Genomic DNA, 22,832 nt, shown 5'->3' with positions numbered 1-22,832 from the left:
ACCCCCCAACCCTTACTGGAGCAGGGAGCGCAGCATCCACGCATACTTCTCGTGGGTCTGCAGGCGCTGGGTCATCAGATCCTCGGTCGGGGCATCATCGCCCTTGGCCGCCACCTCCAGCACTTCACGCGCCGTACGGCAGACCGCTTCGTTGGCGACCACCAACTGGCGTACCATTTCCCGCCAGTCCGCGCTGTCGGTCAGGCCCGGCTCCTCGGCGATCGAGGTCAGCGCAGCGAACTCCCGGTAGGAGCCCGGGGCATTGAAGCCCAGCGCGCGGATGCGCTCGGCCACATCGTCCAGGGCCGCCCATTGCTCGGTGTACTGTGTTTCAAACATGGTGTGCAGCGAGTTGAACATCGACCCGGTCACGTTCCAGTGGAAGTTGTGCGTCTTCAGGTAGAGCGTGAACGCGTCAGCCTGGAAGCGCGACAGACCGTCGGCGATCTTCTTGCGGTCGCCCTGGGTGATCCCGATATCGATATTGGGGGCCGACGGCGCCGCAGCGGCAAGCTTCTGCTTGCCGGTCTTGGCCTTGGTCGGGCTCTTGGTCTTCGCCATGGGGTTCCTCCTTGTGGAATCGTTGGTCTTCACAATAAATCAGTCTTGACGACTGTTTGCTTTCAAAGTTTTAAACGAACCGATTGATGAACGCTATCGACAAAATGCCGCAGTCTCGCCTGCGCCAACTGCGCGCCGCCATCGACGGCGCAATGAGCCGCGACCGGGGCCGTTTGCTGGGGATGCTCTCGCGTTGCCAGGCCAAGCCACAGGATGCGGCACTGGCTGCTACCTTCGAGCAGGCCTTGCAGGCGTCGGTGCAGCGCCGGCAGAAACGGGCGCAGCAGCAACCAGCCATTACTCTGGACCCCCAGCTGCCGATTGCGCGTGAAGCCGATGCCATCATCGCGCTGATCCGGGATCACCAGGTGGTGGTGATCGCGGGCGAAACGGGCTCGGGCAAGACCACCCAGCTGCCCAAGCTGTGCCTGGCCGCCGGCCGTGGCCAGGCCGGCATGATCGGTTGCACCCAGCCGCGCCGGATCGCCGCACGCGCGGTGGCCAGCCGCGTGGCACAGGAGCTGCACAGTGAGCTGGGCCAGCTGGTCGGCTACCAGGTGCGCTTCAACGACAAGGTCAGCGAGGACAGCCGCATCAAGTTCATGACCGACGGCATCCTGCTGGCGGAGATCGCCAGCGACCGCTGGCTGTCGAACTACGACACGATCATCGTCGATGAAGCGCATGAACGCAGCCTCAACATCGACTTCCTGCTCGGCTATCTGAAGCAGCTGCTGCGCAAGCGGCCGGACCTGAAACTGATCGTCACCTCGGCCACCATCGACACCGACCGTTTCGCCCAGCATTTTGACGACGCGCCGGTGATCAGCGTAGAGGGCCGTACCTATCCGGTCGAGGTGCGCTACCGCGCGCTGGAAGGCGAGGGCGAGCAGGAGGGCGAACGCACCGTCAACGATGCGATCGTGTCGGCGATCGACGAGATCACGCGCCTGGACGCGCGGGGCGATGTGCTGATCTTCCTGCCGGGTGAACGTGAGATCCGCGACGCCCACCAGTCGCTGGAGCGACGCCGGTACCGCAATACCGAGGTGCTGCCGTTGTATGCACGGCTGTCCAACCAGGACCAGGACCGGGTGTTCAACCCCGGGCCGAGCCGGCGCATCGTGTTGGCCACCAACGTGGCCGAGACCTCGCTGACGGTGCCGCGTATCCGTTATGTGGTCGATCCGGGCTTCGCCCGCGTCAAGCGTTACAGCCCGCGCAACAAGCTTGACCGCTTGCACATCGAGCCGATCTCGCAGGCCAGCGCCAACCAGCGCAAGGGCCGCTGCGGCCGTATCGCCGAGGGCATCTGCTACCGCCTGTATGCGGAGGCCGATTTCCAGGCCCGGCCGGAGTTCACCGATCCGGAAATCCGCCGCTCCAGCCTGGCCGGGGTGATCCTGCGCATGCTGCAGTTGGGTCTGGGCCGCATCGAGGATTTTCCTTTCCTGGAAGCACCGGACGAACGTGCGGTGGCCGATGGCTGGCAGCAGCTGACCGAGCTGGGCGCGATCGACAGCGAGCGGCGCATGACCGCGATCGGCAAGCAGATGGCGCGCCTGCCGGTGGATGTGAAGCTGGCACGCATGCTGGTGGCGGCACAGGCGGCCGGCTGCCTGCGGCCGATGCTGGTGATCGCCTCGTTCCTGGGCATCCAGGACCCGCGCGAGCGACCGGCCGAGGCACGGGGGGCCGCCGACACCGCGCATGCCCAGTTCGCCGACGGCCGCTCCGAGTTCGTCGGCGTGCTGCGCCTGTGGGATGCCTACCGGCAGGCCCATGAAGACCTGACCCAGTCCAAGCTGCGCGACTGGTGCGGGCGGCATTTTCTTGGATTCCTGCGCATGCGCGAGTGGCGCGAGCTGCATCGCCAACTACGCCTGCTGTGCGAGGAGCTGGGCTGGAAGGAAGAGCCCGTGGAAGCATCGATGGCACCGTTGCTGGCGGGCAGCAGTGCGCCGGCGGCCGCACGTGATGACGCGGCAGCGGTGAAAGCCACGCGGGGCCAGCTGCACCGCGCTGCCCGCCTGGCCCGCGAGGGCAAGGCAGACGCCGTGCCGGCGCCGGTGGCGGCGCGGGCGCAGAAAGAGCAGGCGCCTGCCGGCGGCGGCTTCAGTGAACGCGTGCGGGCTTCGGCCTATCAGACGCTGCATCGTGCACTGGTGGCGGGCCTGCCTACGCAGATCGGCCATCGCACCGAGAAGGGGGATTTCCTCGCGCCGCGCCAGCGCCGCTTCCTGCCGTTCCCCGGTTCCGTGCTGTCCAAGCGGCCACCTCCCTGGTTGCTGGTGGCCAACCTGCTCGACACGCAGAAAGTGTGGGGCATGACCCTGGCGGCGATCGAGCCGGACTGGGTGATCGCCGAACTGCCGCACCTGCTCCTGCGCAAGCACTTCGACCCGCATTGGTCGCGTGCGCAGGGCCAGGTGCTGGCATCGGAACAGATCAGCCTGTTCGGTCTGGTGCTGGCGCCGAAGAAGCCGGTGCATTACGGACGCATCGCACCCGGCGAGGCGCACGACATCTTCGTGCGGCAGGCGCTGGTGACCGGCGAGATCAACACCCGCGCCAGTTTCGTGGCAGACAACCAGAAGGTGCTGGAGGTGGCGCGCGAGGAAGAAGCGAAGCTGCGCCGGGCTGGCATCGTTGCCGATGAAAACTGGCAGGCGCGCTGGTATCTGGACCGGGTTCCCCCCCACATCCATTCGGCATCCGGCCTGGACGCGTGGTGGAAGGAACTGCCGCCCGCACAGCGCATGGGGCTGCACTGGACGCTGGCGGACCTGCTGCCGGGCGAAGGCAGCGAACAGGAGCGTTATCCGAAGTATCTGCCGCTGGGCCAGGCAAGGCTGCCGCTGCACTACCGTTTCGAGCCGGGTGCCGAAGATGATGGTGTCACCCTGGAGGTGCCGCTGCACCTGCTCAACGCGCTCGATCCAGTGCAGCTGGGCTGGCTGGCGCCAGGCTTCGTCGCCGACAAGGCGGCAGCGCTGATCCGCAGCCTGCCCAAGGCGATGCGCCGCAATTACGTGCCGGCCCCGGATTTCGGCCGTGCGTTCCATGAGGCGTTCCCCAATGCCAGTGCCGATGCGATCACCGGCGAACTGGCACGCTTCCTGTCGCGCGCGACCGGCGCCCCGGTCGCGGCGACTGATTTCGAGCCGGATTCCATCGAGCCGCATCTGCACATGAATCTGCGGCTGCGCGACGAGCAGGGCAAGGTGCTGGCCACCTCACGTGACCTCGACGCGTTGCGGGCGCGATTCGGCGGCCGAGCCGGTGATGCCTTTGCCGCGCGTGCCGGTCGCGAGATGGCGGCCGATGGGCTGCGCACCTTCCCGGCTGCGCCGATTCCACTGCAGGTACCCGGTGAGGCGGGCGTGCCCGCCTATCCGGCGCTGCTGGACGAGGGTGACAGTGTGGCCCTGCGCATCTTCGCCGACCGCCAGCAGGCCGAGGAGGCCCATCCACTGGGCGTGCGCCGCCTGCTGGAGATCGCGCTGGCCGACAAGGTCAAGCAGGCCCGCAAGCAGCTGCCGGTCGGTGCCAAGACGGGTCTGTTGTATGCGGCGATCGAATCGCAGGAGCGCCTGCGAGGCGATCTGGTGGATGCGGCGATGAACGCCGTGCTGGCCGAAGGACTGGAAAGCATCCGCGATGCGGCGGCCTTCGAACAGCGCCGCGAGCATGCAGCCAAGGCCCTGTTCGGCGAGGCGATGTCGCGGCTGAAGCTGGCCGAGACCATCCTGGCGCTGGTGGCGGAACTGAAGCCGATGCTGGAAGCGCCGTTGATGGGCTGGGCACGGGGCAACCTGGACGACATGGAAGCGCAGCTGGCGGGATTGATCCACCCCGGCTTCCTGCGCGACACACCGGCCGATGCGCTGGCCCAGTATCCCCGTTACCTGAAGGCGATGATCCTTCGCACCGAACGTGCCAAGCGTGACCCGCCACGTGACCAGGCGCGCATGCTGGAACTGCATCCGTTCCTGGAGGCGCTGGCGGCCGGTGAACAGCTGGGCCTGCGCGAGCGGCCACAGTGGCAGGCGCTGCGCTGGGATCTGGAGGAGCTGCGGGTTTCGCTGTTCGCCCAGGAACTGGGGGCGCGCACCGGCATCTCGGCCAAGAAGCTGGCGCAGCGGGTGGCGGCACTGCGCCAGGCATGAAGCGTGCAGCCGGGCAGTGCCCGGCTGCATTCGGACGGATTGCGCGTTACTTGGTGCGACGGACCTTGGGCTGGGTATTGACGCCCTCGACCTTCAGGTACCACACACCCATCACGCCCGGGGTGATGCTGACCTTGGGCGATTGCCTGCGGACACCGGAAATTGACGTCGTGTCGGTCTGTTCCCATTGCTGGCCGTTGTCCAGCGAGTAGACGCGGCCCTTGCCGAAGCCGCGGAACTCGCCCTGCAGCACACCGGTGATCGGCTCATTGCTGCCGAAGTCGAAGAAGCCACGGTTCTTGCGGATCACTTCCTGTCGCCCCTCCTCGCGCGCTTCCTCGCGCACGGCGGCAACCGCCTCGGTGGCAGCGGCTTCGACCTTGCCCTGCAGCCAGCGGTTGAGCGAGGCCAGTTCGGCGGCGCTGAGCTTGTCCAGGCCGGCGGCCTTGAACTCGGCCGGTGACATCTGCTGCTGCAGATCGCCCTCCACCACGCGCTGCGCCAGGGCGGGCGCGGACAGGGACAACAGCACGGCGGCACAGGCCAGCAGCCGTGGACGGGCGCGCAGGACAATGGAAGGCATGACAGGTCTCTCCGGGGTTTGCCCGCGAGTGTAGCGGCATGTGCTCATGCCCGGCGATGCAGCGGTGGCGATTGTCCCTGAACGGTGCCGGCGCTAGTGTAGGGGCCTCTGTCTTGCCTGCTCGATGCTGTGAACCGCGCTTCCGTCCCCGGCCTGGATGCCTTGTTGAACCGTCCCTCGGCAGCGGTGCTGCCCGCTCCGCTGCGCCAGGCCCTGCGCGAGTACTGGGAAGCTGACGGGACTGACACGCAGATGCGCGCCAGCTGGTCGGTGCTGGGCGACACCCTCGATGCCCTGTCAATGCTCTCGGCGGACGAAGGCGCGGTGGTCGCGGCCCTGCTGTTCGACCTGCCCGGCCTGCGCGCCCACCTGGAGCAGTTGCCGCTTGGCAGCCACCGGGCGGCGGTGATCGGCCTGCTCGACGGCCAGGACGCGGCCGACCCGGTATGGGCGCTGCACGCCGGTCGCGAGGCAGGACGCAACAGTGAGGGCCTGCGCCGGCTGCTGCTGGCGATCATCCGCGACCTGCGGGTGGTGCCGATCCTGCTGGCGCGGCAGCTGGCGCGCATGCGCGCGGCCGACAGGCTGGAGGAGGAGCAGCGCCGCGCGCTGGCCCAGCTGACCCGCGACATCCATGCCCCGCTGGCCAACCGCCTGGGCATCTGGCAGCTGAAGTGGGAGCTGGAAGACCTGGCGTTCCGCCATCTGGAGCCGGACACCTACCGACGCATCGCCCGCGAGGTGGATGAAACGCGCATCGCCCGCGAGCGTTACGTCGAGAACGTCAAGAAGGTGCTCTCGCGCGAACTGTCGGCCCAGGGCATCAAGGCCGAGGTCAGCGGGCGGCCGAAGCACATCTACAGCATCTGGCGGAAGATGCAGAAGAAGCGGCTGGCGTTCGACCAGCTGTATGACATCCGTGCGGTGCGGGTGATGGTCGACGACGTCGCGGCCTGCTACGCCGTGCTGGGCGTGGTGCACGCGCTGTGGGCGCCGGTGCCGAGCGAGTTCGATGATTACATCGCCCGACCCAAGGCCAACGACTACCGTTCGCTGCACACCGCCGTCGTCGGCCCGGAAGGGCGCACCATCGAAGTGCAGATCCGCACCCACGAGATGCATGCGCAGGCCGAACTGGGCGTGGCTGCGCACTGGAAGTACAAGGAAGGTGGCAAGGGCGCCGAAAAGTCCTTCGACCGCAAGATCACCTGGATGCGCCAGCTGCTGGAGCAGGCGCAGGACGGGCAGGGCAATGAACTGGCCGGGGCACTGGATGCGGAGCTCACCGAAGACCGCGTCTATGCGCTGAGCCCGAAGGACGAAGTACTGGATCTGCCGCAGGGGGCCACGCCACTGGACTTCGCCTACCAGGTGCACACCATGGTGGGACACCGCTGCCGCGGCGCCAAGGTGAACGGCCGCATCGTGCCGTTGACCTACCGCCTGCGCAGCGGCGACCGGGTGGAGATCCTTACCGGCAAGGAGGCCGATCCGCGCCGCGACTGGCTGATACCGGCCAACGGCTTCCTGGCCAGCAACCGCTCGCGCGAGAAGGTACGCAGCTGGTTCCACAAGCTTGACCGCGCGCGCAACGTGCAGGCCGGCCGCGAACTGCTGGAGCGCGAGCTCAAGCGGCTCGGGCTGCAGCATTCGGATCTGGCGGCCGCGGCGAAGAAGTTCCATGCCGACAGCGTCGACGACCTGTACATCCAGGTGGCGCTGGGCGATACCGGCCCCAACCAGATCAGCCGCGCGCTGCTGGAGGCCGAACGTGCGGCCAGCCAGCCAGCGCCGCCGCCGACCCTGCCACGCCCGACCGCACGGCGCGAGAACCTGGGCAAGTCCAAGTTCACCGTGCAGGGCGTGGGCAACCTGCTGGTGCAGCTGGCACGCTGCTGCCAGCCGGTGGCGGGCGAACCCATCGTCGGCTACCTGACCCGTAGCCGGGGTGTCACGGTGCATCGCGCAGACTGTGCAGCGCTGGCCCGCCTTGCCGCGGCCAGCCCGCAACGCATCCTGCCGGTGGAATGGGGGCAGGCGGGCGGCGGTTACGAAGTGGACGTGGTGGTCGATGCGGTCGATCGCCGCTGGCTGCTGAAGGACATCACCAACCTGATCGCCCAGGAAGACGCCTACGTGCTCGACATCCACAGCGACAACGTGCGCAACAGCGGCCGTGCCCACCTGCGCCTGCGGCTGAAGGTGAGCGATTACGGACAGCTGTCGACGCTGCTGGGCAAGCTCGATGCCTTGCCCGGTGTCAGCGAGGCACGTCGCCTCGGCTGAGCTTCACGCCACCCCGGCTACCCTGCACGCATGGAACGCGAGCCTCCGCATCGCCCTCACGGCGCCGATCATCCTGCGCTGGACCGCGTCCGCCGTGAAGGCCGTTGGTGGTGGCTGCAGGCGCGGCATGCGCGCCGGGTCTGGCGCTGGGCGCTGGTGGCGGCGATGGCGGTGTTCGTGCTGCTGGTGCTGCTGCGCAAGCCGCTGGCGGACTGGTTCTGGGACGAACCGCAGATCGAACAGCTGCTGGCCGAAGGTGATCGTGCGCTGGCGGCGGGACGGCTGAGCGCCATCGACGGCAGTGGTGCGCGCGAGCGCTACCAGGCCGCGCTTGCGCTCGACGGCGATCGCCCGCAGGCGCGCGAGGGCCTGGCACGGACCGGTGCCGCTGCGTTGCAGCAGGCGCGGGACCGGCTGCAGGCCGGGGAACTGGACGCCAGTGCGCAGGCCTTGGCGCTGGCACGCGAGCTGCAGGTGCCGCAGAGCCAGACCGATGCGCTGGCGCGCCAGCTGCAGGCACGTCGCACGGCCGGGGCAGGGATTGGCGCGATGCTTGCGCAGGCGCGCAACGCACTCGCCGCTGGGCGCCTGGATGACGGCGACAGCAGCGCCCTGCCGATGTTCCAGCGCATTCTGGCCCTGCAGCCGGACAACCTATCGGCGCTGGAAGGTCGCGAGGATGCACTGAGTGACCTGCTGCAGCAGGCGCGTGCCCTGGCCGCGCGAGGTGATCTGGCCGACGCGGCCGCGGTGGTGCAGCGGGCACGTCAGTTCGATGCCGGGCACGCCGACCTGCCGGCCAGCCAGGAAGCATTGGCGCAGGCGATGGATCAGCGATTGCGGCAGGCGCAGCGTGCGTTGAAACGACAGCAGCTGGAAGCGGCGGCGGCGGGCTTCCAGGCGGTCCTGGCGGTGGCGGCCGACGATCCCAGTGCCCAGCGCGGCCGGGAGCAGACACTGCAGGCGGTCCTCGCACGCAGCCAGAAGCGGGCCGATGACTTCCAGTTCGAGGCGGCACAGCGCGATGCCGCATTGGCAGCGTCGCTGGGTGCCTCGGCAGCGGCCAGGCAGCAGCTCGAGCAGCGCCTGCAGCGTGCACGGCAGGCGCAGCAGGCCCTGCAGCAGCCGTCGATCAGCAACAGCCAGCGTGAGCGTCTGCTGCGTGATCACCTGCGCCAGGTCGAACGCGCCGAGCGTGCAGGGCAATGGATCAGTCCGCCCGGGCACAGTGCCTTCGATGCGCTGCGCGAAGCGCAGTCGCTGGCCCCACGCGACACCCGCGTGAAAGCGGCTGCCACGCGGCTGCTGCCGGCCAGCCGCCAGTGCTTCGACGACAACCTGCGGCAGAACCGGGTGCAGGCCGCCGGCGCCTGTCTGCAGGCGTGGCAGACGCTGGCGCCGACCGACGCCGGGTTGCCGACCGCACGGCTGCGCCTGGCCCAGCGCTGGCTGGCGATCGGCAGCGAACGGCTGGGAAGCGGCGATCTGGCATTTGCCGCGCATGCCGCCGAGCAGGCGCGGCGGCTGCAACCGGACCTGGCCGAACTGCCGCCATTCGAGGAACGGCTGCGGCGCGCAGGTGGCGAGCCGCAGCCGCGCTGATGCGACGACCATTCGTGCCGGTGGTGCCAGTCGGGTATAGTCCAGCCGCTCCGGCCGCTCCCCAGAACATGTCCAGCGTCGCACCCACCGTCTCCGTTGCCTTGTGTACCTGGCAGGGTGAGCGCTATGTCGCCGCCCAACTGCGCAGCATCGCCGCGCAGAGCGTACTGCCGACACAGGTGGTGGTGGTCGACGATGCTTCTGTTGATGGTACCTGGGCCGTGCTCTTGCACGAGGCTGAAGCGCTGCGTGCGGCCGGCATCGAGGTGGTGCTGCGGCAGCAGGAGCAGAACGTCGGTTACGTGCGCAATTTCGAAACCGCGTTGTCGGCCTGCAGCGGCGACATCGTCTTCCTGTGCGACCAGGACGATGTGTGGCATGCGGACAAGGTCGCCACCTTCCTGCAGGCGTTCGCCGTGCGGCCCACGGTACAACTGCTGCACAGCGATGCACGGCTGGTCGATGCGCAGGGCCGGCCGCTGCCGGCGACCCTGTTCCAGGCGCTGTCGATCAGCCGCCGCGACCTGGACCGGGAACACCGCGGTGAAGGCTTCGAGCTGCTGATGGGCCGCAATCTGGTGACCGGCGCCGTGACCGCGCTGCGGCGTGGCCTGATCACGCAGGCGCTGCCGGTGGCCAAGGGCTGGATCCACGACGAATGGCTGGCGCTGGTGGCGGCGGCAAGCGGTGGCCTGGACAGCATCGAAGCGATCACCACCGACTACCGGCAGCATGGCGACAACCAGGTGGGCGCGCGCCAGCGCGGGCTGCTGGAGCGGGCCGTGGGCAGTGGTTCCGCGCGCCGCACCTACCTCGCGGCGGCGTTGGCCCGCCTGCGCTCGTTGCAGGAGCAGGCGCGGCTGGGCCGGCCGGCACTGGATGCCGCACAGTTGGCGACACTGGACCAGCGTCTGCGCCATGCCGAGGCGCGGGCCTGCGCGCCAACCCGGCTGCCGTCCCGCATGCTGCACATCGCCCGTGAGCTGGGCAGTGGCCGCTATCATCGTTTTTCCAACGGCCTGCGTTCGGCGGCCAGCGACCTCGTGCAGGGAATCCAATGACTTCGCAGATGCCGGCAGCGCGTGCTGCCTTCGACGCGCACCGCGTCTGCGCCGTGATCGTTACTTATGGCCCCGATCCGGAGTTGCTGCGGCGGGTGGTCGACAGCGTGCTGCAGCAGGTCGGGCATCTGGTGGTGTTCGACAACGGCAGCCGAGGTGTGGATGTGAAAGCGCTGCTGGGCGCGGCGCCCGGCATCAGCCTGCTGGCCTCGCCGCACAACGTCGGGCTCGGCAGTGCGCTGAACCGGTCGTATGAGCAGGCGCAGTCATTGGGGTTTGACTACGTGCTGCTGATGGACCAGGACAGTGTGCTGGAGCCAGGCATGGTCGACGTGCTGGGCACCGCGCTGGTCGAGCTGGCGGGCAATGAGCGGATCGCTGCGGTGGGACCGCAGTTCCGCGACGCACGCAGCGGCATGCTGGCCCCGTTCGTCCGCTTCGGCTTCCCCTTCAACCACAAGCTGCGTGGCGGCCCGGGCCAGCGCATCTCCTGCGACTTCCTCATCACGTCCGGATCGCTGGTGCCGATGTCGGCGCTGCGTGACATCGGTGCGATGGACGAAAGCCTGTTCATCGACAACCTGGACATGGACTGGTGCTTCCGCGCCAAACGCAGTGGCCACGCGCTGTACGGAATCTGCGATGCGCAGATGAGCCACAGCATCGGCGAGGAACTGCTGCCGTCGCGGGCGAAGCCGGACGGCGTGATCGTGCACAAGCCGTTCCGCCTGTATTTCATCATGCGCAACCGCGTGCTGCTCTACGGGCGCGCCTATACGCCGCGGGTCTGGATCGCGCAGGACGTGCCACGCCTGCTGCTGAAGCTGGTGGGCAACGGGCTGTTCCTGGCGCCGCGCTGGATTCGGTTGCGGTTCATGTTGAAGGGGCTGTGGGACGGCATCCGCGGCCGGGCCGGTCCGCTGCCGCCGGGCCATCGCTGAACGGACGACCGATCGAACCTGTCTTGGGGAAAGGGCTGGGGTAGACTCCGCTGACGCCCCTGCCATGCTTTTCCCGTGCCCCGACGCTACGATTCCGACGACCACGACGATTTCGACGACGACGACCAGGAGGGCGGCAGCTCGCCCTGGCGACGCAGGCTGATCACCTGGAGCATGGCAGCGGTCGCACTGGGACTGGGTTTCCTGATCCCGTACACCCTGTACCTCAACCAGCAGGTGACCCAGCGTTTCGGAGAGCTGCGCTGGCAGATCCCGACCCGTGTCTACGCCCGCCCGCTGGTGCTGACGCCCGGCAAGGCGATGGATGCGGCGACCCTGAAGACCGAACTGGCCGCGTCCGCCTACCGCGATGACGGCGAAGGCAGGGAGCCGGCCACCTACGCGGTGAAGGGTGGCCGCTTCGTCATTGCCAGCCGTGGCTACGCCGACGTCGATGGCCGGGTGGCCGCGCGTCGCGTCGAGCTGTCGCTCGCTGGCGGCACCGTCGCGTCGCTGCGCGATGCCGACAGCCGCAAGGCGCTCAAGGCCGCCCGCCTGGATCCGGCACGCATCGCCACGCTGTACGGCCAGAAGCAGGAAGAGCGTCGCCTGATCCGCATGGACGAGGCGCCGGACCTGCTGGTGACCGGCCTGCAGGCGGTGGAGGACAAGGACTTCAACCGCCATCACGGCATCGACCTGTCGGGCATCGCCCGTGCGGTCTGGGTGACCGTCCGTTCCGGCGGGCAGAGCCGGCAGGGTGCGTCCACGCTGACCCAGCAGCTGGCCCGCAGCGGCCTGCTCGGCATCGGCAAGGAGCAGACCCTCACCCGCAAGTTCAATGAAGTGCTGTATGCGTTGATCATGGAAGCGCGTTACGACAAGCGCACCATTTTCGAGGCGTATCTGAACCAGGTGTACCTGGGCCAGCGCGGCAGCCAAGCGATCCATGGCATGTCCTCCGGCGCCGAATTCTGGTTCGGCCGCGACCTGTCGTCGCTGGAAACCGAGCACATCGCGCTGTTGATCGGCCTGGTCAAGGGCCCGTCCTACTACGACCCGCGGCGCAACCCGGAACGGGCGCTGGATCGTCGCAACTTCGTGCTGGGCAAGCTGCGCGAAGCGGCGCTGATCGACGATGCCGAATACCAGCGGGCGCTGAAGGCTCCGCTGGGGGTTCCGAAGACACCGGGCCTGGTCGCCGCCAACCGCTTCCCGGCCTATGTCGATCTGGTCCGTCGCCAGCTCGGCCACGATTATCCCGAGTCCGCACTGCAGGGCGCGGGCCTGAGCGTCATGACCGGCATGTCGCCGTCCGCGCAGGCCTACGCCGAAGGCGCTGTGACCCGTACCATCAAGTCGCTGGAGAGCAAGCGCCGTCCCGAGCTGCAGGCCGGCATGGTGCTGACCGATGTGCATAACGGCGACGTGCTGGCAGTGATCGGCAGCCGCGAGGTCTCCGAGGTCGGCTTCAACCGCGCCATCGAGGCGCAGCGACCGGTCGGCTCGCTGCTCAAGCCGTTCGTGTACCTGCTGGCGCTGGCCCAGCCAGACCGCTACTCGCTGGCGAGCTGGGTTGACGATTCGCCGGTGACCGTCCAGTTGAGCCGTGGCCGCAACTGGAGCCCGGGCAATGCGGACAACCGCAGCCATGGCACCGTGCGGCTGATCGATGCGCTGGCCAATTCCTACAACCAGGCCACGGTGCGGGTCGGCATGCAGGTCGGTCCAGAGCGTGTGACCCAGCTGATCCACGTGCTGGCCGGCATCAAGGCCGAACCGAATCCGGCCGTGATTCTCGGCTCGACCGACCAGAGCCCGTATGCGATGGCGCAGCTGTACCAGTTCCTGGCCTCGGGCGGCGAGATCCAGCCGTTGCACGCGGTGCGTGGCGTGCTTGATCCGCAGGGCAAGCTGCTCAAGCGCTATGACAAGTCGCCTGCGCCGGCACAGGAAGGCGATTCGATCGCGGCCAACCTGATCAGCATCGGCCTGCAGCAGGTGGTTGCCAGCGGCACCGCGCAGCGCCTCAACGCAGACGGCCTGGGACGCCTGCAGCCGGCCGGCAAGACCGGTACCACCAATGATGGCCGCGACAGCTGGTATGCCGGCTACACCGGCGACCACCTGGCGGTGATCTGGATGGGCAACGACCAGAACGAGCAGGCCGGGCTGTATGGCGCCACCGGTGCGATGCGCGTGTGGTCGGGCATCTTCCAGCGCCTGCCGAGCGCGCCGCTGCGGGTCAGCAACAAGGGGCTGGACTGGCAGCCGATCGCCGCCAGCGGCACCAACAGTACCGATGAGGGCTGTCCGGGCGCGCGGCGCTTCCCGTTCGTGGTCGGCTATGCGCCGGCGTATTCGCCCTGCGCGCCGGCGGTTTCGCCCGAAGCCCAGGACGGCGCCGGCAGCGAAGGCGGTGGCTGGCGCAGCTGGTTCGGCCTGGATCGCAAGCCGGAACCGGCGGAAGAACCCGCAGCCGCGCCGGCGGCGACCACTCCTCCTCCGAGTCGATGAATCCGATGACGCTTCGAACTTTCCTGCATCCGCTCACCCTGGCCGGCCTCACCGTGGTGCTGGCCGCCTGTGTCAGCAGCGCGCCGCCGGTGGTCAAGCCGGTCGCCGCTACCACCACGCCGGTGCAACGCCTGGCTGCGGTCGAAGCGGCGGCGGGACCGGATGACAAGGAACTGTCGGTGCAGCCGCTGCGCGATCCACAGGTTGAGGATCTGCGCCAGACCGCGCTGACGCAGCGCCAGGCCAACGATCTGCCGGCCGCCGCCGCCAGCCTGGACCAGGCGCTGCAGATCGTCGCCGCAGACCCCGCAGTGCTGCAGGAGCGGGCCGAAATCGCCCTGCTGCAGGGCAAGTGGTCGGAGGCGGAGACGTTCGCGCGCAAGGCCATCGATCTGGGGTCGAAGACCGGGCCGCTGTGCCGGCGCCACTGGGCGACGATCGAGCAGTCACGGCTGGCGCGCGGGGAGAAGGAGAACGCGGTGTCGGCGCATGCACAGCTGGAAGGGTGCACGGTACCGGGCATCAAGCGGTACTGAGGTATTCCCCTCCATCGGGCGCGTCACACGCCGCGCGGGCCGCGGGCGAGAACAGAAAGATCAGAAGCCGGTCGCGCGCTCGCGATGGGGTCAGAGCCGTTTTCCGAAAGGAAACGGCTCTGACCCCTTCCAGTTCAGTCGAGCAAGCTCGACGCTACAAACGGGTGCCGGGCAGCGCCCGGCCCGGTATCCTTTCCGTCTGATGTCCGACCTTGTCCACGCCAGCCGCGAAGCACTCAGCGCAGGCGGCGCGCTTGCCTCGTACCTGGATGCCTTCGTCCCGCGTCCGGCACAACTGCGCCTGACCGAGGCCATCGCCGATGCGCTGCAGCAGCGCGACCTGCTGCTGGCCGAGGCCGGCACCGGCACCGGCAAGACCTTCGCCTACCTGGTGCCGGTGCTGCTGTCCGGCCTGCGTACGATCATTTCCACCGGTACCCGTGCGCTGCAGGACCAGCTCTACCATCGCGACCTGCCACGCGTGCGCCAGGCACTGGGGGTCGGCCTGCGCAGCGCGCTGCTGAAGGGGCGTAGCAATTACCTGTGCCGTTACCGCCTGCAGCAGGCGCGTGGCGAGCCACGCTTCTCCAGCCCGGAGCAGGCGGCGCAGTTCCAGCGCATCCTGGCCTGGTCCGGTCGTTCCGAACATGGCGACATCGCGGAACTGGAAGGCCTGGCCGATGACTCACCCTTGCTGCCAATGGTTACCTCCACCGTCGACAACTGCCTGGGCACCGAGTGTCCGTTCTGGGATGACTGCTTCGTGGTGCGCGCGCGGCAACGCGCTCAGGCTGCGGACGTGGTGGTGGTCAACCATCATCTTCTGTTGGCCGATCTTGCGCTGAAGCAGGAGGGCTTCGGAGAGCTGCTGCCGGGCGCACAGGCCTTCGTCATCGATGAGGCGCACCAGTTGCCTGAACTGGCAGCGCAGTTCTTCGGTGAGGGCTTCGGCATGCGACCCTGGCAGGAGCTGGGCCGGGACTGTCTGGCCGAGGCGCGCGGTGTCGGTGGCGCACAGTCAGCGCTGCAGGCGCCGGTCGATCAGCTGCAGGAGGCACTGCGTGCGCTGCGCTCGGCAATGGATGGCCTGCCATCCCGTGGCACGCAGTGGCGCGCACTGGCGATGCCGCAGGTGCGCGATGGCTTTGATGCGGTCATGACCGGTCTGGTGAATCTGGAGCAGGCGCTGCAGCCGCTGCGCGAAGCCGCCGCAGGCCTCGACGCTTGCCACGCACGGGCGCGCGAGGCGGTATCGCGTCTGGGGCGCTGGCTGGGCGATGACGAACCGGCGCTTGATTTCGATGCCGACCCTGCGCAGGCGGCGAGCGCCGATGTGCTCTGGTACGAACTTACCCCGCGCGGATTCCGCTGCCAGCGCACGCCGATGGATGTGTCCGGTCCGCTGCGCGAGCATCGCGAGCGCAGTCGTGCCGCATGGATCTTCACGTCGGCGACGCTGACCGTCGGTGGTGGCTTCGATCACATCGCCCGCCGGCTCGGCCTGGATGATCCGCAGACACTGGTCCAGTCCAGTCCATTCAACTGGCCCGAGCAGGCACTGTGCTACCTGCCCGAAGGCCTGCCCGATCCCGCCGCGCGGGGGTTCGGCACCTCGCTCATCCAGGTCCTGCGGCCGGTGCTGCAGGCCTCGCAGGGCCGTGCATTCCTGCTGTTCGCCTCGCACCGGGCCCTGCGCGAAGCGGCCGAGGCGCTGCGCGATGGGCCGTGGCCGCTGTTCGTGCAGGGCGAGGCGCCGCGCGCCACCTTGCTGCAGCAGTTCCGCGATTCCGGCAACGGCGTGCTGCTGGGCTCGGCCAGTTTCCGCGAAGGGGTGGACGTGGTCGGCGAAGCATTGAGCGTCGTGGTGATCGACAAGCTGCCCTTTGCCGCGCCGGACGATCCGGTCTACGAGGCGCGGCTTGAGGCGATCCGCAGCCAGGGGGGCAATCCGTTCCGCGACGAGCAGCTGCCGCAGGCCGTGATCGCGCTGAAGCAGGGCGTCGGCCGGCTGATCCGCAGTGAGAGTGATCGCGGCGTGCTGGTGCTGTGCGACCCGCGGCTGCTCAACCGTGGCTATGGCCGGATCTTCCTCGATTCGCTGCCACCTTTCCGCCGTACCCGCAGTCTGGCCGATGTGCAGTCCTTCTTTGCGCCACAATGGCACCCCGCGACCGATGCTGGAGCGCCGGACGCCCCTGTGGCGGCCACGCACCCCGCCCCGGGTGGCACGTTCCCCCTGTTCTGATCCGACCCGATGAAACTGCTCGCCTTTGAAACCGCCACCGAAGCCTGTTCCGTTGCCCTGCACGTAGACGGGCAGGTCCTGGAACGCTTCGAGATCGCCCCGCGCCGGCATGCCGAGCTGAGCCTGCCGTGGGCCGACGCGCTGCTGGCCGAGGCCGGTATCAGCCGCCGCCAGCTCGATGGCATCGCACTCAGTCGTGGTCCGGGTGCCTTCACCGGGGTGCGCCTGGCGATCGCCCTTGCCCAGGGCATCGCACTGGCGTTGGACCGTCCGCTGCTGCCGGTATCGACCCTGCAGGTGCTGGCGCTGCGTGCGCCGGCAGAAGAAAGGCAGATCCTGTCGGCGATCGATGCACGGATGGGCGAACTCTACATCGCGCGTTTCGAGCGCGTGGACGGCCTGCCGATGCCGTGCGATGCAGAGCGGGTGTGCGCACCGGCCGCAGTAGCGTTGCCGGACGATCTGTCGGTGTTCGGTGTCGGCACGGGATTCGGTGCGGCCGAGGGCGCGCTGGTCACGCAGCTGGGGGCGGGCCTGCGGGGGTTCGACGCCGCGGCGCTGCCGCGGGCATCGAACGTGCTGGCGTTGGCGGTGCCGGCCTTGGCACGTGGCGAGGGCATCGCGCCGGAGAGGGTGGAACCGGCCTACCTGCGCGACAACGTGGCCTTGACCCTGGTCGAGCAGCAGGCCGCGCGCGAGGCCAAGGCGAAGGCCAACGGCTGAGCCTGCACAGACGTACCTGCGGCGTCCCCGCCGCCCGGCACCGCCCCGCCAGGCGTCACTACACTGACCGCCGCTTTTGCTGTTGACGTTGCTGTTGCCTTCAGCGGGTCCCGGGCCGCAGGCCCGGGCAACACCCCCTACCGGTCGTCGCGCAGTTCGCCGCCGGGCAGGAACACCCACGTGCGGGTGACCTGCAGGATGTCGATTCCGTCCTCGGTACGCGGCAGCGGCGGGAACGGCTGTGCCAGCGTCACCACCCGCAGCGCGGCCTCATCCAGCAGCGGTGTTCCGCTTGAACGCAGGATGCGGCTGCTTTCCACACTGCCATCGCGACGCACGCCAACGCTGATGACCACCTGCCCGCCGAGACGGCGTTGCCGTGCCTCGTCCGGATAGTTCAGGTTGCCCACCTGCTCGGCGCGGTCGACCCAGGCGCGCAGGTAATTGGCATAGGCATATTCGCGCGTGCTGGCCGAGACGAATTTGCGGTTCGGTCGCTTGGCGTACTGCGCCGAGCGCAGGTGGACCTCGGCTGCCAGCCGCGCCATCTCCGCATCGCGCTGCTCGCGTGCGGTCATCGGTGCGTCCGGCACCGGTTCCAGTGGCGTTGGCTGGGCCTGCGCACGTGCCACCGTGTCCTGGCCATTGCGGCTGCTGACCACGCGGGCCTGCGGCGGTGGCACGGGCGCTGCGGATTGCTGCTGCTGTGGCACCGGGCTGACCCCGGCCTGGGCCTGCGGCACGATCCCGGCCTGGTTGTCGCGCGGACGCTGCGCGCGGTCGTGGTCACCGCCGCCTTCCTGGCTGGCGGCGGCCAGGAAGTCCGCCTGCTTCGGCGTCAGCGCGGTGCGGGTCTGGCTGAAGATCACTTCCAGCGTGGGCACCAGTGGGGCCTCGCCCTTCACGGCGAAACCCACCCCCAGGATCAGCAGGACGTGGACCAGCACCGACAGGGTGAGGGTGGCACCCAGCCGCTGCGCTTCGCGCGGCGGCGGTGGCAGGACGGCGGGTGCGGCGGGCATCAGCGCAGGCCGGCCTCGAGCGCGTCGAACAGCGTGCCGGCGATGTTCAGGCCGTACTGCGCGTCCAGTTCGCGCACGCAGGTGGGGCTGGTGACGTTGACTTCGGTCAGGTAGTCGCCGATCACATCCAGGCCAACGAAGCGCATGCCGCGGCGCTTCATTTCCGGTCCCACCTGCGCGGCGATCCAGCGGTCGCGCTCGCTCAGCGGACGGCCTTCGCCGCGCCCGCCAGCGGCCAGGTTGCCGCGGAACTCGTCGCCCTGCGGAATGCGCGCCAGGCAGTAGTCGACCGGCTCGCCGTCAATCAGCAGGATGCGCTTGTCGCCGGCACTGATGTCCGGGATGAACTTCTGTGCCAGCGCCAGCCTGCGTCCGCCATCGGTCAACGTTTCCAGAATCACGTTCAGGTTCGGGTCGCCCTGGCCGCTGCGGAAGATCGAGCGCCCTCCCATGCCATCCAGGGGCTTCAGCACGGCCTGGCCATGTTCCAGCGCGAAGGCCTTCAATGCCTTGGCGTCGCGGCTGACCAGGGTCGGCGGGCAGCACTGCGGGAACAGCAGCGCGGCCAGTTTCTCGTTGTAGTCGCGCAGGCCCTGCGGATTGTTGACCACGCAGGCGCCGGCCGCAGCGGCCACGTCCAGCACCTGGGTGTCGTAGACGTATTCGGCATCGACCGGTGGATCCTTGCGCATCAGCACGATCTGGCCGGGACCGAACTCGGTCCGGCTGAACCCGCCCAGCTCGTACCAGCCGGCGGGGTCGTCGCGGACCCGCAGCGGGGCGGTCTGGGCCACCGCCACGCCACCTTCCAGGGCCAGTCCGCCCGGCCGCACGTAGTGCAGGGCATGGCCGCGGCGCTGGGCTTCCAGCAGCATGGCGAAGGTGGTGTCCTTGGCGATCTTGATGTGGGCGATGGGGTCCATCACCACGATGACGTTCAACGGCATGGGCGCACCTGTCAGGCAAGGCGTTGATGGTAGCGGCAACGCCCGCCGTGCGCCTCCCCGCGGCGATGCAACGCTGCGTCCGTCCCCCGGGCCGCGCACCGTATGCGAACCCCGTCACGTTCAGCCCGGTAGCACGGCCCGCGTGATGGGCCGGCCTTGAAGCGGGCGCGGAAAGTGCGATATAGATACGCTTTCGTAGCGGCCCCCGCCTGAGACCGGGCCGTGCGCTTGGGGATAGGCAATGACTGAAAACACGACTGCGGGCGGGGAACTCGCAGGACTCCGGGTGATGGTCATCGATGATTCGAAGACCATCCGCAGGACTGCGGAAACGCTGCTCAAGCGCGAAGGCTGCGAGGTGGTCACCGCCACCGACGGCTTTGAAGCGCTGGCGAAGATTGCCGACCAGCAACCGCAGATCATCTTCGTCGACATCATGATGCCGCGTCTGGATGGCTATCAGACCTGCGCGCTGATCAAGGGAAACCAGCTGTTCAAGGCGACCCCGGTGATCATGCTGTCGTCCAAGGATGGCCTGTTCGACAAGGCGCGGGGGCGCATCGTCGGGTCGGAGCAGTACCTGACCAAGCCTTTTACGCGCGAAGAACTGCTGGGTGCCATCCGCACATACGTCAACGCCTGACCAGGGGGAAAGGCACAATGGCTCGTATCGTCCTGATCGAGGATTCACCGACCGACCGCGCGGTGTTCACCCAGTGGCTGCGCCGTGCCGGCCACGAGGTGCTGGAAGCGGACAACGCCGAGGATGGCCTGCAGCTTGTCCGCGACCAGGTGCCGCAGCTGGTGCTGATGGACGTGGTCCTGCCGGGCATGAGCGGTTTCCAGGCCACCCGGGCGATGGCCCGCGACGCCGCGACCCGGCACATCCCGGTCATCATCGTCAGTACCAAGGCGATGGAGACCGACAAGGCGTGGGGGCTGCGCCAGGGTGCGGCCGACTACATCGTCAAGCCGCCGCGCGAGGATGAACTGATCGCGCGGATCAACGAACTGGTGGCCTGATGCGCTCGCCTTTCGACATTCTCGAAGCCTACGAACGGCGCAGCCTGGCCCATGCGGTGCAGCTGCCGGGCCGCCAATTCGTCCAGGACCTGTGGCGAGGCGTCGGCTACCGCGTCGGCCAGCGCCGGCTGGTGTCCGATTTCCGCGAAGTGGTGGAGATCGTGCCGATGCCGCCGGTCACGCCCGTGCCCTGCGCGCAGCCCTGGCTGCTGGGCGTGGGCAACCTGCGCGGCAACCTGTTCCCGGTGGTCGACCTGAAGTACTTCCTGGAAGGCACACGCACCGTGCAGCAGGAAGGGCAGCGCGTGCTGATCATGCGCCAGGCCGGCGGTGACGTCGCACTGACCATCGACGAACTGTTCGGCCAGCGCAGCTTCGAAGCCGACCAGCAGATCGAGGCCGGCAGCCTGGCCGAGGGTCGTTACGGGCACTTCGTCGAGCGCGGTTTCCATGCTGACGGCCAGGACTGGGGCGTGTTCTCGCTCTCGCTGCTGTCGCGCACTCCTGAATTCCGGCAAGCCGCGGCCTGAGGCCGGGCATCGCCCCCTGCACTGAAGATCGAGGTTGAACGATGAGTACTGCTTCGGACGCCACCAAGACCGGCAAGCTTCGGCTGGGCGGCAGCAACCTCTGGCTGGCCCTGCTGCTGGCATCGATGATCCTGTTCGGCGTCAATACCGGCGTGGCGACCTGGCAGGGCAGCCGCCTGGCCGATGCCGGTTCCAAGGCCGCGGACCTGCAGGTGCTGTCGCAGCAGTTGGCCAACCAGGGGCGTGACGCGGTGGGCGGCAATGCCCAGGCGTTCACTGCCTTCAAGGCCACCCGCAACGCGATCGAACAGAATGTCTCGACGCTGCAGGGGCGCTACGGCAAGGAACCGGGCGTGTCGCGGGCGATCTCGACGCTGGGTGAAACCTGGGCGCCGCTGGGCAAGCAGGCCGGGCAGCTGGTCGCCAGCGAGCCGGCGGTGCTGGCCCTGGCCGGCAATGCCAACAACTTCACTGGCGCGGTGCCGGGGCTGCAGGCGCAGCTGAACGAGGTGGTGCGCGCGATGTCGGCTTCGGGTGCACCGGCCGCGCAGGTATACAGCGCGCTGCAGCAGGTCGTGGTGGCCGGCTCGATGGCCCGACGGGTCACCGAAATGCGTGCGGGCGGCTCTTCGGCGGCCGCCGCGGGCGACGCACTGGCGCGTGACATCACCGTGTTCTCGCAGGTGCTCGACGGCCTGCGCAATGGCAACGAGGAACTGGGCATCACCGCAGTGCGTGGCCCGGCCGCCGTGGCCGCGCTGGAGCAGTCGCACACCCAGTGGCAGGCGATGAAGGCCGATGCCGATGCGATCCTGGCCAGCTCGCGCCAGCTGTTCGCCGCGCAGTCGGCGGCCACCGCGCTGGGCCAGGGCTCGGCGCACATGCTGGATGACAGCCGCAAGCTGTTCGAAGCCTTCTCTTCGTTCGGCTCGGTGTCCGATACCCGCCTGTTCCCGAACTTCTGGATCGGTGTAGCGTCCGGTGCGCTGTCGCTGATCGCAATCATCGGATTCGTCTCCACCAACGTGCGCAGCCGCTCGCGTGAGCAGGAGCTGCGCTACCAGACCCAGGTGGAGTTCAACAGCCGCAACCAGCAGGCAATCATGCGCCTGCTGGACGAAATCTCCTCGCTGGGCGAGGGCGACCTGACCGTCAAGGCGTCGGTGACCGAGGACATGACCGGCGCCATCGCCGACGCGATCAACTACGCCGTCGACGAGCTGCGCCACCTGGTGACGACCATCAACGACACCTCGGCCAAGGTCGCGCTGTCCACCCAGGAAACCCAGGCGACGGCCATGCAGCTGGCAGAAGCAGCCGGCCACCAGGCCAACCAGATCACCTCGGCCTCGGACCGCATCGGCGAAATCGCAGCGAGCATCGAGCAGGTTTCGCGCAACTCGGCCGAATCGGCCGACGTGGCACAGCGCTCGGTGGTGATTGCCGCCGAGGGTGCCGGCGTGGTCCGCGAGACCATCCAGGGCATGGACCAGATCCGCGACCAGATCCAGGAAACCTCCAAGCGCATCAAGCGCCTGGGTGAGTCGTCGCAGGAGATCGGCTCGATCGTGGAACTGATCAACGACATTTCCGAACAGACCAACATCCTGGCATTGAATGCAGCGGTGCAGGCCGCGTCGGCGGGCGAAGCGGGCCGCGGTTTCGCGGTTGTGGCCGACGAAGTGCAGCGCCTGGCAGAGCGCACATCGGGCGCCACGCGCCGTATCGAGAACCTGGTGCAGGCCATCCAGGCCGATACCAACGAGGCCGTCACCTCGATGGAGCAGACCACCGCTGAAGTGGTGTCCGGTGCACGTCTGGCCGAAGACGCCGGCACGGCACTGACCGAGATCGAGCGCGTGTCCAATGCACTGAACACCCTCATCAAGAACATCTCCATCGCGGCCCAGCAGCAGTCCGCAGCCGCGTCGGACATCACCCGCACGATGGGCGTGATCCGCCAGATCACCGGCCAGACCTCACAGGGTGCCGGACAGACCGCGGAGTCGATCGGCCACCTCGCGCAGCTGGCTGCCGACCTGCGTCGTTCGGTCGCCGACTTCAAGCTGCCGGCGTGACGCGGGCA

The 22,832-nt window shown here is 68.4% G+C and carries 17 protein-coding genes; 13 read left to right on the top strand and 4 right to left on the bottom strand.

Going from position 1 to position 22,832, the window contains the following annotated elements:
• Window positions 1-12: 12 nt before the first annotated feature.
• Entirely contained in the window at window positions 13-561 is a 549-nt protein-coding gene (locus tag N5J29_RS17135) for a Dps family protein (RefSeq protein ID WP_053518946.1), read from the bottom strand.
• 86 nt (window positions 562-647) lie between these two features.
• On the opposite strand from N5J29_RS17135, the gene hrpA reads away from it, so the two are divergent.
• Window positions 648-4,730 carry an ATP-dependent RNA helicase HrpA gene (hrpA, locus tag N5J29_RS17130; protein WP_164152988.1) on the top strand — a complete coding sequence of 1,361 codons (4,083 nt, stop codon included), beginning with the start codon at window positions 648-650 and terminating at the stop codon, window positions 4,728-4,730.
• 46 nt (window positions 4,731-4,776) lie between these two features.
• On the opposite strand, the gene N5J29_RS17125 is transcribed toward hrpA, so the two are convergent.
• Complete coding sequence (locus N5J29_RS17125) at window positions 4,777-5,313, bottom strand: hypothetical protein (protein ID WP_065174777.1); 537 nt, start codon at window positions 5,311-5,313, stop codon at window positions 4,777-4,779.
• Between the two features lie 129 nt (window positions 5,314-5,442).
• On the opposite strand from N5J29_RS17125, the gene N5J29_RS17120 reads away from it, so the two are divergent.
• The 8 genes from N5J29_RS17120 to tsaB all read left to right on the top strand — a co-directional run bounded on the left by N5J29_RS17120 (window position 5,443) and on the right by tsaB (window position 17,224).
• Window positions 5,443-7,599: a bifunctional (p)ppGpp synthetase/guanosine-3',5'-bis(diphosphate) 3'-pyrophosphohydrolase gene (locus N5J29_RS17120; protein ID WP_065182604.1), complete on the top strand. Its 2,157-nt coding sequence runs from the start codon at window positions 5,443-5,445 to the stop codon at window positions 7,597-7,599.
• A gap of 30 nt (window positions 7,600-7,629) precedes the next feature.
• Window positions 7,630-9,201: a hypothetical protein gene (locus tag N5J29_RS17115; protein ID WP_164152987.1), complete on the top strand. Its 1,572-nt coding sequence runs from the start codon at window positions 7,630-7,632 to the stop codon at window positions 9,199-9,201.
• A gap of 68 nt (window positions 9,202-9,269) precedes the next feature.
• The gene (locus N5J29_RS17110) at window positions 9,270-10,262 is read left to right on the top strand and encodes a glycosyltransferase (RefSeq protein ID WP_164152986.1); all 993 of its coding nucleotides are present in this window, start codon (window positions 9,270-9,272) and stop codon (window positions 10,260-10,262) included.
• Complete coding sequence (locus tag N5J29_RS17105) at window positions 10,259-11,203, top strand: glycosyltransferase family 2 protein (RefSeq protein WP_111186726.1); 945 nt, start codon at window positions 10,259-10,261, stop codon at window positions 11,201-11,203. Before N5J29_RS17110 ends, N5J29_RS17105 begins: the two co-directional genes overlap by 4 nt.
• Window positions 11,204-11,278: 75 nt before the next feature.
• Entirely contained in the window at window positions 11,279-13,720 is a 2,442-nt protein-coding gene (gene mrcB, locus N5J29_RS17100) for a penicillin-binding protein 1B (RefSeq protein WP_053518936.1), read from the top strand.
• Window positions 13,717-14,256 carry a hypothetical protein gene (locus N5J29_RS17095; RefSeq protein ID WP_065174783.1) on the top strand — a complete coding sequence of 180 codons (540 nt, stop codon included), beginning with the start codon at window positions 13,717-13,719 and terminating at the stop codon, window positions 14,254-14,256. Before mrcB ends, N5J29_RS17095 begins: the two co-directional genes overlap by 4 nt.
• Window positions 14,257-14,458: 202 nt before the next feature.
• Window positions 14,459-16,501, top strand: coding sequence for an ATP-dependent DNA helicase (locus N5J29_RS17090; protein WP_164152985.1), 2,043 nt, complete (start codon window positions 14,459-14,461; stop codon window positions 16,499-16,501).
• 9 nt (window positions 16,502-16,510) lie between these two features.
• On the top strand, window positions 16,511-17,224 hold the full coding sequence (gene tsaB / locus N5J29_RS17085) for a tRNA (adenosine(37)-N6)-threonylcarbamoyltransferase complex dimerization subunit type 1 TsaB (protein ID WP_164152984.1): 714 nt from the start codon (window positions 16,511-16,513) through the stop codon (window positions 17,222-17,224).
• Between the two features lie 137 nt (window positions 17,225-17,361).
• On the opposite strand, the gene N5J29_RS17080 is transcribed toward tsaB, so the two are convergent.
• Both N5J29_RS17080 and gshB read right to left on the bottom strand, forming a co-directional pair.
• Window positions 17,362-18,246 (bottom strand): energy transducer TonB, encoded by an 885-nt coding sequence (locus N5J29_RS17080; protein WP_053518928.1) that lies wholly within the window; start codon window positions 18,244-18,246, stop codon window positions 17,362-17,364.
• Window positions 18,246-19,193, bottom strand: a complete 948-nt coding sequence (gshB, locus tag N5J29_RS17075; protein ID WP_053518927.1) for a glutathione synthase — start codon at window positions 19,191-19,193, stop codon at window positions 18,246-18,248. The genes N5J29_RS17080 and gshB overlap by 1 nt, the downstream gene beginning before the upstream one ends.
• A gap of 241 nt (window positions 19,194-19,434) precedes the next feature.
• On the opposite strand from gshB, the gene pilG reads away from it, so the two are divergent.
• From pilG to N5J29_RS17055, 4 genes are read left to right on the top strand one after another with little or no spacing between them, the layout of a single operon-like run.
• Complete coding sequence (pilG, locus tag N5J29_RS17070; protein WP_005418455.1) at window positions 19,435-19,836, top strand: twitching motility response regulator PilG; 402 nt, start codon at window positions 19,435-19,437, stop codon at window positions 19,834-19,836.
• 17 nt (window positions 19,837-19,853) lie between these two features.
• Entirely contained in the window at window positions 19,854-20,216 is a 363-nt protein-coding gene (locus N5J29_RS17065; protein ID WP_053518925.1) for a response regulator, read from the top strand.
• A complete protein-coding gene (locus N5J29_RS17060; protein WP_053518924.1) occupies window positions 20,216-20,746 on the top strand; it encodes a chemotaxis protein CheW in 531 nt (176 codons plus the stop codon). Before N5J29_RS17065 ends, N5J29_RS17060 begins: the two co-directional genes overlap by 1 nt.
• Window positions 20,747-20,787: 41 nt before the next feature.
• Complete coding sequence (locus N5J29_RS17055; protein ID WP_053518921.1) at window positions 20,788-22,824, top strand: methyl-accepting chemotaxis protein; 2,037 nt, start codon at window positions 20,788-20,790, stop codon at window positions 22,822-22,824.
• The last annotated feature ends 8 nt before the right edge of the window (window positions 22,825-22,832 follow it).

This window comes from Stenotrophomonas sp. GD03680 (assembly GCF_029844625.1).
Classification (GTDB): Bacteria; Pseudomonadota; Gammaproteobacteria; order Xanthomonadales; family Xanthomonadaceae; genus Stenotrophomonas; species Stenotrophomonas maltophilia_P.
The sequence above is the reverse complement of the archived record's forward strand: the minus strand, read 5'-3'. Positions and strand labels throughout refer to the sequence as shown.

Bases quoted from the DNA above. Each gene is read 5' to 3' on its own strand.
- N5J29_RS17135 (WP_053518946.1), bottom strand. From the start codon at position 561: ATGGCGAAGACCAAGAGCCCGACCAAGGCCAAGACCGGCAAGCAGAAG.
- hrpA (WP_164152988.1), top strand. From the start codon at position 648: ATGAACGCTATCGACAAAATGCCGCAGTCTCGCCTGCGCCAACTGCGC.
- N5J29_RS17125 (WP_065174777.1), bottom strand. From the start codon at position 5,313: ATGCCTTCCATTGTCCTGCGCGCCCGTCCACGGCTGCTGGCCTGTGCC.
- N5J29_RS17115 (WP_164152987.1), top strand. From the start codon at position 7,630: ATGGAACGCGAGCCTCCGCATCGCCCTCACGGCGCCGATCATCCTGCG.
- N5J29_RS17110 (WP_164152986.1), top strand. From the start codon at position 9,270: ATGTCCAGCGTCGCACCCACCGTCTCCGTTGCCTTGTGTACCTGGCAG.
- N5J29_RS17105 (WP_111186726.1), top strand. From the start codon at position 10,259: ATGACTTCGCAGATGCCGGCAGCGCGTGCTGCCTTCGACGCGCACCGC.
- N5J29_RS17095 (WP_065174783.1), top strand. From the start codon at position 13,717: ATGAATCCGATGACGCTTCGAACTTTCCTGCATCCGCTCACCCTGGCC.
- N5J29_RS17090 (WP_164152985.1), top strand. From the start codon at position 14,459: ATGTCCGACCTTGTCCACGCCAGCCGCGAAGCACTCAGCGCAGGCGGC.
- tsaB (WP_164152984.1), top strand. From the start codon at position 16,511: ATGAAACTGCTCGCCTTTGAAACCGCCACCGAAGCCTGTTCCGTTGCC.
- N5J29_RS17080 (WP_053518928.1), bottom strand. From the start codon at position 18,246: ATGCCCGCCGCACCCGCCGTCCTGCCACCGCCGCCGCGCGAAGCGCAG.
- gshB (WP_053518927.1), bottom strand. From the start codon at position 19,193: ATGCCGTTGAACGTCATCGTGGTGATGGACCCCATCGCCCACATCAAG.
- pilG (WP_005418455.1), top strand. From the start codon at position 19,435: ATGACTGAAAACACGACTGCGGGCGGGGAACTCGCAGGACTCCGGGTG.
- N5J29_RS17065 (WP_053518925.1), top strand. From the start codon at position 19,854: ATGGCTCGTATCGTCCTGATCGAGGATTCACCGACCGACCGCGCGGTG.
- N5J29_RS17060 (WP_053518924.1), top strand. From the start codon at position 20,216: ATGCGCTCGCCTTTCGACATTCTCGAAGCCTACGAACGGCGCAGCCTG.
- N5J29_RS17055 (WP_053518921.1), top strand. From the start codon at position 20,788: ATGAGTACTGCTTCGGACGCCACCAAGACCGGCAAGCTTCGGCTGGGC.